Raw genomic sequence first — 15,541 nt, forward strand, 5'->3', positions numbered from 1 at the left:
ATGCGTTGGCGGGCGAGGCGGAGGAGTGCTTGGGTGTGGGTCTTGCCGTGGGCGCGTTGGCGATCGTAGTAGGTGCGGGAGGCGGGGTCTGCGTTCATGCAGGCGAAGGCGGAGAGGAACATCGCGCGTTTGAGCTGCCGGTTTCCTCCTCGTGGTGCGTGTTCGCCGTGGATCGAGGTCCCGGACGACTTGGTTGTGGGGGCGAGGCCGGCGTAGGAGGCGAGGTGGGCTGCGCTGGGAAACCCGGTGCCGTCGCCGACCGTGACCAGCAGGACGGCGGCGGTCCTGACTCCGACTCCGGGCATCGAGGTCAGGACCGGGTGAAGAGGGTGGGCCTCCAACAGGGTGGTGATCTGGGCTTCGAGCGCTCTGCGCTGGTCGTGGACCGCTGCGAGCGAGGCGGCCAGGGACGGGATCACGATGTCGAGGGTGCCCGTGCCGGGAACGATGACGGTCTGTTCGTCGAGGGCGTCGAAGACGTCGTCGATCAGCCTCTGTGCCATCCGCGGGGCCTTGGGCCGGATGAGTTCGACGAGTCTGCGGCGGCCGGCTTTCCTCAGGGCGGCCGGGGATCCGTATCGTTCGAGGAGCCAGGTGACGGCCCGGTGGTCCAGTCGCGGGCCCAGGACGCGCTCGAGGCTGGGGTGGAACTGGGTGAGCAGGCCGCGTATCCGGTTGCTGGTGCGGGTGGCTTCCGCGGCGAGGTCCTGGTCGAAGCCGGTCAGGACGGTGAGCTCGGCGGTGATCTCGTCGGTCAGCTCCAGCGAGCGCAGGGTGTGGGGCATCGTCCGGGCGGCGTCCGCGATCACCGCCGCGTCCTTCGCGTCGGTCTTCGCCTCGCCGGGATACAGATCGGCGATCCGCCGCATCGCGAGTCCGGGCAGGTAGGCGACCTGGCAGCCCGCGTCCCGGGCGACGGTCAGGGGCAGAGCACCGATCGAGGCGGGCTGGTCGACAATCACCAGCACGGTGCCGAACTTCGCGGTCAGCTTGTCGAGGACGGCCCGCAGTTTCGGTTCGCTGTTGGGCATCGGCTTGTCGAAGACCTTCTTCCCGGCCGGGGTCAGCCCGTGGCCGTGATGGGCACTCTTGCCGACGTCCATGCCCAGGAAGACGCCCACATCGCCGGTGTCGAACATCGCACCCCTCCCAAGTGGTTGACCTTGCCGGCCTCGGCGGTGGCACCGTGCTCGCGCATCCACGTTATGCAGACCTGCCGCCCGCGAGCTGCCCGGCATTGCACCGGGCCAGGCGGTGGCCGGACCTCTCATCAGCGTCTCCGACGGCACCCCACGGACCCGGCGACACCACCCCCCAGGTCATCACTTCGACAGAGGGGACACAGTCATACCGGGCCCGGAGGCCAACGGCCCCATTGCAGGACCGCGAAAAAGATAACGGGGGGGGCTGTGCCGGTACGCGTCGGCGACGCCGCCGGGAGGCGGGCGCGTGGCCGGTGCCGTAGCCGATCAGAACGTTCCCGGACCCGGCCTGTTCCTCCTCTCGGTATCGCTCGGCGGCGGTGGGTGCCACGTGGTCCCTGGTCGTCGTCGCGCCGACCGAGATGAGCGGTTGCCCCACCGCGAGCGCCGTGCCGGCATCGGCGTGCAGGCACAGCACCGTACCGGCGTAGGGAACGGGAACCTCGACGGCGGCCTTGGCCGTCTCGACCTCCACCACGATCTGGTCGATCTCCACCGTGTCGCCGACCGCGACCTTCCATTCGACGATCTCGGCCTCGGTGAGTCCCTCGCCCAGATCGGGCAGAGGGAAGACCTGCGCTTCGAGTGTGTCGGTGCTCATGCTGCCCCCACGGTCAGGTGACGGACGTCGGGCACGTCGTCGAACTGCAACCGGTCCACCGCGTCGAGGACGCGGTCGACACCGGGCAGGTGCGCGTGCTCCAGCTTCGGCGGCGGGTAGGGGATGTCGAACCCGGCGACGCGCAGCACCGGCGCGCCCAGCGAGTGGAAGCAGCGCTCCTGCACCCGGGCGGCTATCTCGGCTCCCACCCCGGCGAAGCCCTGGGCTTCCTGGATGACGACACAACGCCCTGTACGTCTCACGGACGCGGCCACCGTCTCGTCGTCGAACGGGACCAGAGTGCGCAGGTCGACGACCTCCAGGCTGCGTCCCTCCCGCGCCGCGACCTCGGCGGCCTCAAGCGCCACCGGTACGGAAGGACCGTATGTCACGAGCGTCGCGTCGCGCCCCTCGCGTCGGACGACCGCGCGACCGAGCGGCTGCGCGTGGCGCGTGCCGAATTCGGTTTCCTGCTTCGACCAGTACAGTTTTTTGGGTTCCAGGAAGACCACCGGGTCGGGGTCGGCGATCGCGTCGCGCAGAAGCCAGTAGGCGTCCTCGGCATTCGCGGGGGTGACCACCTTCAGGCCGGGCGTGTGCGCGTAGTAGGCCTCGCTGGAGTCGCAGTGGTGCTCGACGCCGCCGATTCCGCCGGCGTAGGGGATGCGGATCACCATGGGCAACGACACCCGTCCTCGGGTCCGGTTGCGCAGCTTCGCGACGTGCGAGGTGATTTGTTCGAACGCGGGGTAGGCGAAGGCATCGAACTGCATCTCCACCACGGGCCGGAAGCCGCCCATGGCCATCCCGACGGCGAGGCCGACGATGCCGGCCTCCGCGAGCGGGGTATCGAAGCAGCGTTGCTCGCCGAAGTCCCGGGTCAGGCCGTCGGTGACCCGGAACACGCCTCCCAGGGGGCCGACGTCCTCGCCGAACACCAGTACCCGCTCGTCCGAGCCCAACGCGTCGCGCAGCGCGGTGTTCAGCGCCTGCGCCATTGTCACGGTCGCCACGTGTGTCAGTCCTCCTGGGCAGCGAACTCGGCGGCGAGCAGGCCACGTTGCTCGCGCAGCTGAGGGGTGGTTTCGGCGAAGACGTGGTCGAACAGTTCCAGCGGGTCGGCCTCGTGGTCGGCGTTCATCCGCGAGCGCAGATCCGCGGCAAGGGTCTCGGCGTCCGACCGGTCGCCCTCGATGTCGTCGTCGGTCAGCACGGCGCGGGCCCTCAGGTACGTTTCCAGACGGGCCAGCGGATCCGCCGTGTGCCACTGTTCCACCTCGGCCGCCTCGCGGTAGCGCGTCGCGTCGTCGGCGTTGGTGTGCGCGTCCATCCGGTAGGTGTGTGCCTCCACCAGGAACGGGCCCCCGCCGCTGCGCGCGTGCTCGAGCGCGGCGGTCAACACGGACAGCACCGCCACCAGGTCGTTGCCGTCCACCTGCTCGGAACGCACGCCGTATCCGACGCCCTTGTACGCCAGCGCGGGCGCCGCGCTCTGGCGGGCCAGCGGCACCGAGATGGCGTACTTGTTGTTCTGCACGAAGAACACCACCGGTGACTCGAACACCGCGGCGAAATTGAGTGCTTCGTGGAAGTCCCCCTCGCTGGTCTCGCCGTCGCCGATCAATGCCAGCGCCACGCCGTCCTCGCCTTTGCGCCGCATCGCCTCAGCCATTCCTGCGGCGTGCAGAACCTGGGTGGCCAGCGGCGTGCACTGCGGCGCCACCCGGTTGGCCATGGGGTCGTAGCCACGGTGCCAGTCCCCGCGCAGCAGCGTCAGCACCTCAACGGGATCGACGCCGCGCGCGACCAGGGCCATTGAGTCGCGATAGGTGGGGAACAGCCAGTCCTCCTCGCGCAACGCCAGCGCCGCGGCTATCTGGCACGCCTCCTGGCCACGACTGGAGGGGTACACGGCGAGCCGTCCCTGCTTGGTCAGAGCCGTGGCCTGGGCGTCGAACCGCCGCCCGAGCATCATGTGCCGGAAGGCCTGACGCAGGAGCGCGTCGTCCGGCTCGTGGTAGCCGGGCGGCGGCTTCGCCGGCGTGCCCTCCTCGGCCACGAAGCGCACCGGCTCGAGGGAGGGAAGGAAGCTCTGCATCGATCGGCGCAGGGCCTTCGCGGATATCGCGGACATCGGGGAGGCTCGCTTTCGTTGGACGTGTGACCCGTGAGTGGCCCCGGTGAGAAGCTCCAAGTCCTTTGATACTGCGAATTCACGGTGAGCGTGCGTTGCGTTGCGGGTTTTCTGCCGCGGCTCCCCGGAGGGGATTCGGCGGGCGGCAGGTGTTGTCGATCCCGCCTCGCCGGGCCCGCGGGTTCCGTGGTAAGGGGCCGGCTGAGGGGGTTTGCGGTGGCGCCCCGCCCGTCTCGCTCAGCGGATATCGGCGGTGAGGCCGACACGGGCGTCGGCCGAATCGTGCGGAGCCGCGGTTCGGTCCTGGTTCCGGCAATGTCGGTCGGCCCATTGGCGGAGCGAGAATCCGTCGGCGGCCGTCTCCTCGCGACGCGGAGACTTGCCGAAGGCCAGAATGCGGCGGGCCGCGGTGTGGTCCGCAGGGGCGTTGACGGACTCCACCCCGGCGAGGAGTCCGTCCTTGAACAGCAGGACGGAGAACGATCCGGTCGCCGGATCGCCGAGGGTGGTGCTCTCGTCCTGGCCTTGTCCGAGGCCGGCGATCTGCAGTTTCGTCGAGAACTGTTCGGTCCAGAACCACGGAACGGCGTTGTAGGGCGTAGGGGCTCCGGTCAAACACGCGGCAAGGCAACGAGCCTGGTCGACGGCGTTCTGGACCGATTCGAGCCGGGTTCGTGCTCCGGTGTGAACGCTGGGGAATTCCGCGCAGTCGCCGATGGCGGAGATGTGCGGGTCGCTGGTCCTCAGGAAGGCGTCGACCCGGATGCCGTCCCCGACATCGATTCCGGCTTCGGTCGCGAGCTCGACGGCAGGTGTTACTCCGACCCCGACGACCACGAGGTCAGCCGGAACGAGGCTGCCGTCGTCCAGTCGGACACCGGTGACGGCGCCGGGGCGATCGCCGTCGAGGCGTACGACGGTGCGGCCCAGGCGCAGTGTGGTGCCCTGTGCTCGGTGCAGGTCGGCCATGTGTGTCGAGGTCGCCACGGATACCGCCCGCGCCATCGGACGGTGGAGTGCCTCGATGACGGTGGTCGCGATTCCCGTCTTCGCCGCGGCGGCTGCCACCTCCATGCCGATGAACCCGGCGCCGATGATCGCCAGATGCGAGGCGGCCTGCAGTCGGGTGCGCAGGCGTTCGGCGTCGTCCTGGGTGCGGACCTGGACGTTTCCGTTCAGGGTGATGCCGTCGATCGGTGGGATGCGGTTGCGGGCCCCCATAGCCAGGACGACGTGGTCGTACGCCAGGGTGTCTCCGTCGGCCAGGCGGACCCGCCGAGCGGACCGGTCGATGGAGGTGACCCGGGTATGCCGGAGTTCGATGTGGCGGCGCTCGTAGAAGGACTGGGGGCGCAGTTCGATCGGCGTCTGCGGGTGCAGCAGGAATCTCTTCGACAGGGGTGGCCGCTGGTAGGGCAGACCCGGTTCGTCACCGACGAGGACGACGGGGCCCGCGTGTCCTCGTTCCCGCAGCGAGGCCGCGACCTGGACGCCGCCCTGGCCCGCGCCGACGATGACAACGGTTGCGTCGGGCTTCACACTGGACTCCCCGGCACGGTCACAACTATGTCGTCGGCCGCGCCGTCGGCCGGGAGCTGGCAGCTCAGTCGGCTGGCGCTGGTGCGCGGGGCTTCGGCGCAGGAGAGCATCTGGTCCTCGTCGTCGGTCATGGCCGGGAATCGGCCGGCTACCGATTCGTCGACGTAGACGTGGCAGGTCGCGCACATCATGTTGCCGCCGCATTCGCCGACGATCCCGTCCACGTCGCCAGCCAGGGCGGCCGACATGACCGAGTCGCCGGGGCCGGCGTCGACGGTGACGCGGGTGCCGTCGGGCTGGATGTAACTGATCTTCGTCATGTCAACGTCCGAATGGTGGAGGTCGTGGCGGGGGTTTTGTACTGGGTGATGTCTTCGTCCGTGACCCGCTGGTGCAGCTCACCGAGGCCGGTGATGCTGCCGCGGATCTCGTCGCCTTCGACGAGGTAGGCCGGCGGGTCGAGTTCGAATCCGCAGCCACTCGGGGTACCGGTGAGGATCACGTCGCCGGGGAGCAGGTCCATGCTGTTGCTGATGGACGCGATGAGGGCCGGTACGTCGAAGAGCATGTCGCTGCTCCACCCGTCCTGGCGGGCTTCTCCGTTGACCGACAGCCGCAGGCGCAGCGGCTCGGAGTCGAGTTGCTCGTCGCGCTCATCGCGCGTGAGCAGCCAGGGCCCGGTCGCGCAGAACGACGGGAACCCCTTGCCCCGGACGAGTTGCATCTGCAGCGGCGAGTGGATTCCGGCGCCCAGGGCCACGTCCCGCGCGGTGACATCGTTGGCGATCATGTAACCGGCGACGTGGGCGTGGGCGTCGGCGGGAGCTATCCGCCGCCCCGCCCGGCCGATGACGACGGCCAGTTCGATCTCGTAGTCGAGCGCCGTCGTCTCAGGCGGCTTGATCAGCGGGTCGTACGGCCCGCACACGCTGCCTGGCAGCTTGAGGAACAGGACGGGCTCGGTGGGTGCGGCAACAGGCCCGAGTACGGCATTCGAGTGCATCGGGTAGTTGAACCCGACGGCGATCACCTTGCCGGGGCGCGGTACCGGCGGCCCCAGCCGCACGTCCGCGCGGGCGATGTGGTGGCGGGTGTCGTGCAGTGCCGCCTCAACGAGGGGGCGGACCGCCGGCCACAGCGCGAGGATGTGTGTGGTGTCCGTGGCGGGTAGCCCGAGGGGTGCGAGAACCGGTGCGAGGGGCAGGATCGTGTGGTCGTCGACCAGCACGCCCGGCTGTTCGCCACCGGGTCCGCCGAAGCTGACGATACGCATGTCGTCTCCAGGAAAGTCTGGGAAAGGGATGTCCGCCCGGGGATGGCGGCGTCACCACGCAGGGGGCGCGTCGACGTGCGCGACCCCCGCGAAGTCTTCGGGGTGTGCGCGCATCCATCGCGCGATCTCGGCCGACTGGGCGTGCCAGACACGGTCGTCGGCGTCGAGTCGGTCCATCAGGGTCGCGATGGCTGCGACCTTGTCCGGCGTGTCCTGCCAGCACACGTGGAACACGTACGACGCGAAGCTGCCGGCCTCGATGGTCTCCTCGAGGAATCGCTGATGTGCGCGGATCAGGATGTCCGGCCCGACCGGGTGGTCGCCCGGCTCCTCCTTGCGCAGCCGGGTGAAGCCGGGGATGTAGTAGGCACCATCGACGCCCGTCCACGGGTAGGGCAGCAGTGCCAGCCCGTCCTGGACGCCGTGGACATCGCCGGCCAGCGAGGCGAGTTCGAACCCGTACTCGCGCAGCAGCGTCAGCGAGTGGTCGCCGAGCAGGCCGGCGGGAGGGCGAGCCGCGACCGGCCGGATTCCCAGCCGGTCGTACCGCTCGACGCTGCGGTCCAGGGCGGTGCGCAGGGCGAGTTCGTCCGTCCGGGACCATGGTTCGTGCAACCAGCCGTGCCACCCCACGTCGTGTCCGGCGTCCGCGATGGACAGCACGGCGTCCGGGTACGTGTCGATGTTCCACGCCTCGAGGTAGAACGTCGACCGCACCGGCCGGTCGCGCAGCATCTCCAGAAGGTTCGGGAGCTCGGTGGACACACTGTGGTGACTGCCGACCGGGATGTGGGCGGGCCAGGACTCCATCTGGAGTTCGGCTGCCTCGCCGAGATGGTCGAACGTGACACACGCCGCGGCTTGCCGCCCGCCGGGCCACCGCCCCGCGGTCATCGCCTAAACCCCCTTCGGCGCGACCATCAGCGCCGTCATCACGGGAAACACGAGGTCGTCGGTCCGCGGGGTGTTGGTGTCGATCAGCGCCATCGCGGGCAGGCGCTGCGGCAGGAGCCGGAGCAGGATGTCGCCCTCCAGCCGGGACAGCGGGGCGCCGAGGCAGTAGTGACCGCCTGCGGTGAAGGCCAGGTGCCGCTTGTCGGCGCGTCGGATGTCGAACGTGTCCGGATCGGGGAAACGGCGTTCGTCGCGATTGGCCGAGCCGATCCCGAGCAGCAGTTGGGTGCCCTCGGCGATGGTCTCGCCGTGGAGCTCAAACTCGTAGCCGGCGTACCGGGTGATGAAGTGCACCGGCGACTGCCAGCGCAGCACCTCCTCCCATGCAGCCGGCGCCAGGTCCGGGTCGGCGGTGAGCAGCCGCATCTGGTCGGGATGGGAGAGCAACGCGTGGACGGCATTGGTCATCGCCGTCATCGTGGTGTGGTAGCTCGCGATGAAGAACCCGACGAGCGTGACGATCAGCTCGTCGCGGCTGAGCCGGCCGCCTTCCTCCTCGGCCAGCATCAGTGCGCCGACCGGGTCCTCGGGGCCGAGCTTTCCGCGTTTCGAGTCTATGATCTCGCCGATGTAGTCGAAGTAGAACTGCGCGACTTCGTCGGCCTCGGCCAGTTCGTCCGGTGTGAGGGGAGTGTGGGTCAGCACACGGTTGAGCGCGGGCATCCGCCGCAGTACCGTCTCCGCGTCGGCGGCGGGGGCGTGGAGGAGCCGGCACGCGATCTCGGCGGGCACGCGCATGCCGAAGTGCTCGACGAAGTCGACTTCGCCGTCGGCCGCGGCGAGCGCTTCGATGTTGTCGGTGATGATCCGCTCCACCCACGACCGCATGTGGCCCAGCGCTCGCGGCGCGAACGCGGGCGAGGCGAGCTTGCGCAGCCTGGTGTGCTTCGGTGCGTCCAGATCGGGCAGCGAGAGTTTGTGGAAGGTGGCGCCGGGGCCGGTGCCGAGGTAGGCCGGGAATTCGCCGGCCTTCGGCTGTACCCGCATCTGCGGATCCTTGAAGATCCGCTCGACGTCCGCGTAGCGGGTCAGAACGGCTCGCGTGCCGTCGGGTTCGGCCCGGGCAACGGGGTTGTGGTCGCGCAGCCGCTGGTAGGCCGAGAAACGATCAGTGCGAAACGCGGGATCACCGAGGCTCAGATACTCCAAGGCGGACATGGGGCTCCTCGTCGAGTCGTTCGCGTCGTGGGTGGTGGCGCCTCTGTTTGCTTCCGCCGACCATACGTTTGACCGAACGAGCACGTCTTTGGGAAAAACATGAGCTTGAACGCCGGGTTCCTGTGCTTTACACAAACCTCCGGACGGGGTGTTCCTTGCCGCCGCAGGTCTTTACCGTGGTGCCGACCGGCACCCGATCACGGACCGCGCCAGCCCGGCGAACGTCCGCGGGTCGGCGCCGGTGAGCTCCTGCCATCTGCTCAGTCGGTAGGCCATGGTGTTCGGGTGCACGTTGAGCCGCCTGGCGGCGTCGGAAAGGGAGAACCCGCAGTCGGCGAAGGCCAGGACGGCTGCGGCGAGATCGGGATGGTCCCGCTGGATCTGCTGGACATCGGCGAGGATCGGCGTCAGCCGGGGCCGGCTGTCGAGCAGCGTCGCCTCGAGCCAGGAATCCGCGAAACGCACCAACGGCACCTCCCACAACTGCGCCGTCCGCAACGCACGCTCGGCGTCGACGGTGCTCAGATGCGCGCCGGCCAGACCCTGGCGAGGCAGCCCGATCCCGACGGCCGACCGATCGCCGGCGATCCCGTGGACGGCCCGGACCAGAAGCACCGGGTCACAGTCCTGCGCGATGGCGATCATGACGTCGCCGCGAACTCCGCAATGCACAACACCGGGCAGCCGCCGGGTCACACGTTGCAGGTTTTCCACTTCGGGCCGGGGCCATGACGCGCTTGCCGCGCAGAACGCCTGGAATCGCCCCTCCACGTCGAACGCCAGCGCACGCGCACTCTCGGCGACCTGCTCCCCGAGGGAACGATCACCCAGCTCGCTCAGGAACCGCTGGCGCAATTCGGCGTGCTGCACGGCCGTGCCCGGCGATTCCGCGACGAAGGCTTCGACGACCGCCGAGCTCATGGCCTCCGTCCACCGGCCGATCGGTTCGACCAGCCCGAGAAGCAGGTCGTCGGTTGCCTCGGGACTGGACTGCAGGGCCGCCCACAACTCGCGGCGCACGATGTGGAACGAACTCAGCACGTCGTAGGCGGACACACCCAACTGCGCCCGCCGCAGGGCGGAGCGCCGCGTGAACTGGAGATGCTCGGCGATCGGCCCCTGACCGGACGCAATGCTGGACAGCATGAGGCGGGTCAGGTCACGCACCGTGCGACGGTGCTCGAGTTCCGGCAAGTGTTCGTACGAGGGCAACTCGGCGCGGATCCGGGCCGTCAGGTCGGGATCCTCCTGTTCGAGCCGCAGGGCGACCTCAGCACACAGCATACGCATCGCGGCGGAGTCCGATGTCATGTCCTCAGCGTACGGTCAGGATCGTGCGCCGCCGCCGTACCCTTCGCCGCGCCGGCACCCGTGGGCAATCCCGGTTCGCCGCGCACGGACACGGTCGCCGTGCCGATGCGGGACGGCGACAGCACGTACTGGAGGCCGCGGACCGAAATCCGGCAGCTGCTCTCCGCCGGTCTACGGGTTCTCGCCACCGGTCCGGACAGGGAAGGTGAGCACGCCGGCGGCCGGCGTCGGCTGACCGCCGCGACGGAGCGACGAAGTCCGCAATGCCCTGCGAAGGGCGCTGTCCTACTGAAGCTCGGCGAACCAGTCGACCTGGAGCGGCTCGCCACGGAGCCAGGCATCCATGGCCGGCTTGTCGTTGATGTTCTGGATCTCGATGCGCAGGCCACCCGCGTTGCGGAAGTAAGCGAAGCCAAAGATGCCCTGCCGTCGTGGTACGGCGCCAGGTCGAGGGTGAGCCCCTGCTCTTCAAGGCCGCGAGCGGCCGCGTCCATGTCGTCGGCGTAGTAGGCGATGTGGTGGAACCGCATGCCACCGGCCGGACAGAACCAGGGGGACTCCGCGCCGCCTTCCCAGAGTTCGACCGGCGGCTCATCGCCCAGCACCCAGCACAGGCGTCCGCTGACACGCGCGGGGTCCGCAGACAGTGCGGGCGCCATGACCAACGCCTCGATCCGAACCGGATCGGTGACGGTTCCGCCACTGAGTGCGATCAGTGAATCGGCTGCCCTGGTCAGGTCGTCGACTGCGTACGCAACGTGGAAAACTTCGCCGAGGACCGACGAAGCAACCTGGCTGGCCTCGCTGCCGGACATGACTGTCTCCCTAGGTGGCAGTGCGAACCGCGGTTGCGGCTCGTGCAGGGACCGTAGGCTCCGGGGCAGGCTTTCGTCATCGGTGAATCCACAATGCCTCGGCTTGCATGGTGATTCACACCAACGATGCCGGTCCGCGGCAGCTGGGAGCCGAGGCTGAGACGGGTGATGAGTGCTGATGGCCGGCCCGCTCTACCGTTCGATGGTTGAACTCGCCCAGTACAACGCAGCCGCCTTCACCGACGTCTGCCGCCGGCACGGCATCCGCCGCAGCATTGGCCGGATCGGCTCGAGCTACGACAACGCCCCTCGCCGAGTCCTTCTTCCAGGGCCTCAAGCGCGAGTTGCTCCACGGACACCGCTGTACCTCGAAGACACAGACCCGGCTCGAGCTGTTCCGCTTGCTTCCGTACTACAACCGGCGCCGCCGCCACTCCGCGCCCAGCTACCTCACACCATCCGAATTCGAACAACAACTGACCACCACAACACGTACGCTGTCACTCGTCGCATGAAACCCGGCGTCCCGGTCCTTCTCGCGCTCATACGTGCCGCAGGTGGGGGCGATCACCTTACCCGTCAGGTGACTCGCGACGAGGTCGGGCCGACATTCGATGCCCCGAACAACACCAGTCGGCTTAGCGGTAGTTGCGGCACTCCGCCTCAAGCCAAGAAGGCTTGCGGCTTTCTTTGCAGGAGCATCAGGATCCCACTGGGTCGCATCCGGATGTCGCGGACGAAATATTGGGAACCAAGCCGATCAGGAGGTGCGTCTTCGCATGAAGACAGTGGTGCTCAGGCAAATCCTCGAAGCGCTGGGACCGGGGCCGCTGCACCTTCTGACGGCGCGGGACGGAGCCGATGTACCGGTGTCCGGCGCGCTGATCCACGAACCGCGCGCGCCGCTGCCACCGATGCGCAATGCCATGCTCTTCGCTGTGGGCGTGCGGCCGTCGAGCGTCGAGGCAGGCGAGTTGCTCAGGCAAGCGGTGCTGGCAGGTTACACATGCTTGGTCATCAAGTGCTACGGCGAGTCGGCCGGCCGGCTGGTGACCACCGCAGCGGAGACAGGGATCTCGCTTCTGGCAGCGGACGAGGACATTGCCTGGCATCATCTTGATGCCCTGGTCTCCTCCGTTCTGGCGGAAACCGGGCGCACCGTTCATGGGGCCGGCACGCCGGCCGTCGGGGACCTGTTCGCCCTGGCCAACGCGATCGCGGCCATGGTTGGCGGCGCGACGACCATAGAGGACCCGCGCCAGCGGATCCTGGCGTACTCCACTCTGCCCGAACAGCCGATCGATGAAGACCGACGACAGGGCATTCTTGGCCTGCAGGTACCCGAACTCCCGGCGAACGACGCGCTGTACCGCGAGGTGCACGGCACCACGTTGGTTCAGAGGTTCACCGACCCGAACGGCCTGCCCCGCCTGGCCGTCAGTGTGCACGCCGGGAGCGAACTGCTCGGGTCGATCTGGGTGGTCGACGCCGGCGCTCTCGACCACGATGCCGTGCAAGCCCTCTCGCAGGCCGCGGCGACCGCAGCGTTGCACCTGTTGGCGGCGCGTACAGCCGCTGATGTCGCCCGCCGCCAGCGCGCCGATGTGCTCCGACGGCTGCTGGCCGACCCGGCTGCCGTCAACATCGTGGCGCCGCAGCTCAGCCTGGACCCGGACGTCTCCGTGGCCGTGGCCGCCTTCGTCGTGGTGCCCCGCGACGGCGATGGCATCGCCACCGCGCAGGCGGCCGCTCGGCTGGCGGACCTCGTCAGCGTGTACGTCGAGGCGCATTACGGGCGGCACGGGTGCGCGCTGATCGAAGGCACCGTCTACGCGCTGTTGCCGGCGGGGCCTGCCGGGCCGTCGTACCGCGGCTTCGTGGCCGACATCGCCCGGCGGGCGATGTCGGCCCTTCGGATTCCTGTCCATGCCGCACTCGGTTCCCACGTCGCCGGACTGCACCTGGCGGCCCGCTCACGCCAGGATGCCGATGTGGTGCTGAAGGTCCTCGCCGAGCGGCCGGCAGAGCCTGGCCTGCCCTCCATCGCCACGATCGACGAGGTCCGGGCGAGCGCGACCCTTCTGGAGCTGACCGAGGACCTTTCCGGCAATCCCCGGATGATGCAAGGGCTGGGACCTGCCATTCGGGTCTACGACCGCGAGCACGCCACGGCCTACGCCAGAACGCTGCTCGCGTACCTGAACGCCAACAGCGACATCGCCGCCGCCTCCCGCCGGCTCAACGTGCATCCGAACACATGCCGATACCGGATCACGCGCGCCGAGGAAATCTTCCGATTCAGCCTTGCCGACCAGGATGAGCGTCTCCTGCTCTGGATCCAGCTCCGGGTCGGCGACCGGTTCACCGCACCATGACGTCGCGGTTGCGGATGCTGATGATCGCGGAGCGGAGGGACGCGTTGCAGGCAGCGGTGGCAGTGCTCGCGTCGGGCCCGACGCCGGGCAGGCTGGAGGTCACTTCGGTCCGTGGACTTCAGCGGCTCCAACTACTGCCCGACGAAAGGCCAGATCGCGTGCAGCGGTCTACAGAGGCAGCCACTGGGTACTGACGGTGGCTGCCTTCAGCTCCTCGGGGAGGGGCATGACGCCGATACCGGGGCCTGTCGGCACCGGAAGGTGGCCGTCGCTCAGGACGAACGGGGTAGTGATGTCCGTCCGGTAGTAGCGGTCCGAGGCGGATGTGTCGCCGGGCAGTGAGAAGCCTGGCAGTGCTGCCAGTGCGATGTTCGCCGCCCGGCCCAGACCGGTCTCCAGCATCCCACCGCACCACACCGGCACGCCGTGAGCGACGCAGACGTCGTGGATGCGGCGGGCCTCGAGGTACCCACCGACGCGTCCGGGCTTGACGTTGACGATCGAACACGCGCCGAGCCTGATCGCGTCAGCAGCTGCGCGGGCCGATGTGATGGACTCGTCCAGGCAGATGGGCGTGCGGACAGCTTTGGCCAGCTCGGCGTGGCCGAGGATGTCTTCTTCGTCGAGCGGCTGCTCGATCAGCAGTAGGCCGAAGGGGTCGAGCCTTGCGAGATGGTGTGCATCGGCGCGTGTGTACGCCGTGTTCGCGTCGACCTGCAGCAGCACATCGTCGCCGAACCGCTCGCGTACCGCGCGTACCGGTTCGATGTCCCATCCGGGTTCGATCTTCAGCTTGATGCGGACGTATCCCTCGTCGAGGTAGCCTCCGACGGCGTCGAGGAGCTCGCCGATGGAGGACATGATGCCGACCGAGACCCCGCAGGGGACACGGTCATGTGTGGCGCCGAGCTCCTGCGCCAGCGGCCGGCCCAGGGCTCGCAGTTCGGCGTCGAGCACGCCCATCTCGAGCGCCGCCTTGGCCATCCGGTGTCCCTTAAACCGGGCCAGTGCGGGTGCGACGGCGTTGGCGCTCAGCCGATCGTGCGCCGCGAGGGCGGGAATGAGGAAGCGGCTCAGTACATCCACCGCGGCGTCGGCGTACTCGGAGGAGTACAGCGGATCGACCGTGGCGACGCATTCTCCCCAGCCCTCCGCCTCGTCGGCGACCACACGCAGGAGCAGGGCTTCGCGCTCCGTCTCGGTGCCGAATGAGGTACGGAACGGTGCCACGAGTGGCAGGCGGATCCGGCGAAGTTCCACTCCGGTCAGTTTCATGCGTGCTGCCCTTCTGTTGTGTCGCGTTTGAGGACGTACCAGCCGGACTTGTCGAATCCGGCGATGTGGAGGCCATCCGCCATCGCTGCCGTGAGCACCTCGCGCAGTGCGGTGCGCCACGCCCGGCCGCGTTCGGGCTCTGCCGCGCGCAGCGACGTGATGTCCGGCGGCACGGCCACCAGTAGCATGTCGCCGTCCGGCACGCCGGGCACCGGCAACCCGTCGTCGGAGCAGGCGAGCACCACCACGGCTCCGCGCCGCCGCTCGGACTCCGCGTCGCACGGCCGGACCGTTCCGGTGCCGGCGGCCGCCACTTCGGGCGTGTGCAAGGACCACCGGACGAGCAGCCGGTCGGTGTCGTCGTATCCGTTGATGCCGTCGTGCATGCCGCCGTAGAAATTGGTCAGGTACTCCGTGGCCCCGGCGGCGAGTTTGGCCAGATTGAAGTACGCGTTGCGGCTGACGAGTGGGTCGAAGGTCCACGCGATCTCCGATACGCCACGCGTCATCGCCCAGGCGCGCTGGTGCAGCTTGAGGGCGAAGCCGACGCTCCGGCCGTGTGCCGCCGCGGACACCCCGGCGATATGGCTGTGCATCGCCTCCGACGCGGGTGGGCCGAAGAAGCCGACACACGCACCCACCAGCCGGGGGCCGTCGAACGCGCCGGTGACGTAGTTTCCGGCCTTGGCCAGGGCTCGCAGGAAGTCGAGCGGCACCGGCGGGGTCGACGGGTCGGGGCGCCAGATCGTGTCGTAAAGCCTGTGCACCGCTTCGAGTTCACCGATTTCGGCGATCTCGCGGACATGAACGCCCGCCGCGCGCGCGGCCAGGTCTGCGGCGTTCATGGCGGCGTCAGGGCCCGGATCCGCACCGGCGCGGAGACTGTACAGGTCCACCACTCGCT

13 protein-coding genes and 2 pseudogenes are annotated in these 15,541 nt (G+C 68.9%); 2 read left to right on the top strand and 13 right to left on the bottom strand.

Annotated features, from left to right (window positions below; genetic code table 11):
* The 11 genes and pseudogenes from J1C73_RS06730 to J1C73_RS06780 all read right to left on the bottom strand — a co-directional run.
* On the bottom strand, positions 1-1,139 hold a 1,139-nt coding region (locus J1C73_RS06730; RefSeq protein ID WP_207315523.1), incomplete at its 3' end, for an IS110 family RNA-guided transposase.
* A 283-nt stretch (positions 1,140-1,422) separates the two neighbouring features.
* A pseudogene (locus tag J1C73_RS06735) lies at positions 1,423-1,803 on the bottom strand (biotin/lipoyl-containing protein); the annotation flags it as partial.
* A complete protein-coding gene (locus J1C73_RS06740) occupies positions 1,800-2,801 on the bottom strand; it encodes an alpha-ketoacid dehydrogenase subunit beta (RefSeq protein WP_242643818.1) in 1,002 nt (333 codons plus the stop codon). The gene J1C73_RS06740 and the pseudogene J1C73_RS06735, both read right to left, overlap by 4 nt.
* Positions 2,802-2,821: 20 nt before the next feature.
* On the bottom strand, positions 2,822-3,937 hold the full coding sequence (gene pdhA / locus J1C73_RS06745) for a pyruvate dehydrogenase (acetyl-transferring) E1 component subunit alpha (protein WP_242643819.1): 1,116 nt from the start codon (positions 3,935-3,937) through the stop codon (positions 2,822-2,824).
* Between the two features lie 237 nt (positions 3,938-4,174).
* Positions 4,175-5,476 carry an NAD(P)/FAD-dependent oxidoreductase gene (locus J1C73_RS06750; RefSeq protein ID WP_207315524.1) on the bottom strand — a complete coding sequence of 434 codons (1,302 nt, stop codon included), beginning with the start codon at positions 5,474-5,476 and terminating at the stop codon, positions 4,175-4,177.
* Positions 5,473-5,796 carry a 2Fe-2S iron-sulfur cluster-binding protein gene (locus J1C73_RS06755; RefSeq protein WP_207315525.1) on the bottom strand — a complete coding sequence of 108 codons (324 nt, stop codon included), beginning with the start codon at positions 5,794-5,796 and terminating at the stop codon, positions 5,473-5,475. The genes J1C73_RS06750 and J1C73_RS06755 overlap by 4 nt, the downstream gene beginning before the upstream one ends.
* Entirely contained in the window at positions 5,793-6,749 is a 957-nt protein-coding gene (locus J1C73_RS06760; RefSeq protein ID WP_207315526.1) for a fumarylacetoacetate hydrolase family protein, read from the bottom strand. The genes J1C73_RS06755 and J1C73_RS06760 overlap by 4 nt, the downstream gene beginning before the upstream one ends.
* A 51-nt stretch (positions 6,750-6,800) precedes the next feature.
* Positions 6,801-7,643, bottom strand: a complete 843-nt coding sequence (locus J1C73_RS06765) for a polysaccharide deacetylase family protein (protein ID WP_207315527.1) — start codon at positions 7,641-7,643, stop codon at positions 6,801-6,803.
* 3 nt (positions 7,644-7,646) lie between these two features.
* Positions 7,647-8,861, bottom strand: a complete 1,215-nt coding sequence (locus J1C73_RS06770) for a cytochrome P450 (protein WP_207315528.1) — start codon at positions 8,859-8,861, stop codon at positions 7,647-7,649.
* Between the two features lie 171 nt (positions 8,862-9,032).
* Entirely contained in the window at positions 9,033-10,172 is a 1,140-nt protein-coding gene (locus J1C73_RS06775) for a PucR family transcriptional regulator (RefSeq protein ID WP_207315529.1), read from the bottom strand.
* Entirely contained in the window at positions 10,169-10,987 is an 819-nt protein-coding gene (locus tag J1C73_RS06780) for a VOC family protein (protein WP_207315530.1), read from the bottom strand. Before J1C73_RS06780 ends, J1C73_RS06775 begins: the two co-directional genes overlap by 4 nt.
* Before the next feature lie 214 nt (positions 10,988-11,201).
* Here J1C73_RS06780 and J1C73_RS06785 point away from each other — a divergent pair.
* Together J1C73_RS06785 and J1C73_RS06790 are read left to right on the top strand one after the other, a co-directional pair.
* A pseudogene (locus tag J1C73_RS06785) lies at positions 11,202-11,502 on the top strand (integrase core domain-containing protein); the annotation flags it as partial.
* Positions 11,503-11,766: 264 nt separating this feature from the next.
* Positions 11,767-13,362, top strand: coding sequence for a PucR family transcriptional regulator (locus J1C73_RS06790; RefSeq protein ID WP_207315531.1), 1,596 nt, complete (start codon positions 11,767-11,769; stop codon positions 13,360-13,362).
* Positions 13,363-13,530: 168 nt separating this feature from the next.
* On the opposite strand, the gene menC is transcribed toward J1C73_RS06790, so the two are convergent.
* Positions 13,531-14,637, bottom strand: a complete 1,107-nt coding sequence (menC, locus tag J1C73_RS06795) for an o-succinylbenzoate synthase (RefSeq protein WP_207315532.1) — start codon at positions 14,635-14,637, stop codon at positions 13,531-13,533.
* On the bottom strand, positions 14,634-15,533 hold the full coding sequence (locus tag J1C73_RS06800) for a GNAT family N-acetyltransferase (RefSeq protein WP_207315533.1): 900 nt from the start codon (positions 15,531-15,533) through the stop codon (positions 14,634-14,636). Before J1C73_RS06800 ends, menC begins: the two co-directional genes overlap by 4 nt.
* Positions 15,534-15,541 lie beyond the last annotated feature (8 nt).

This window comes from Streptomyces laculatispora, from assembly GCF_017353455.1.
Classification (GTDB): domain Bacteria; phylum Actinomycetota; class Actinomycetes; order Streptomycetales; family Streptomycetaceae; genus Streptomyces; species Streptomyces laculatispora.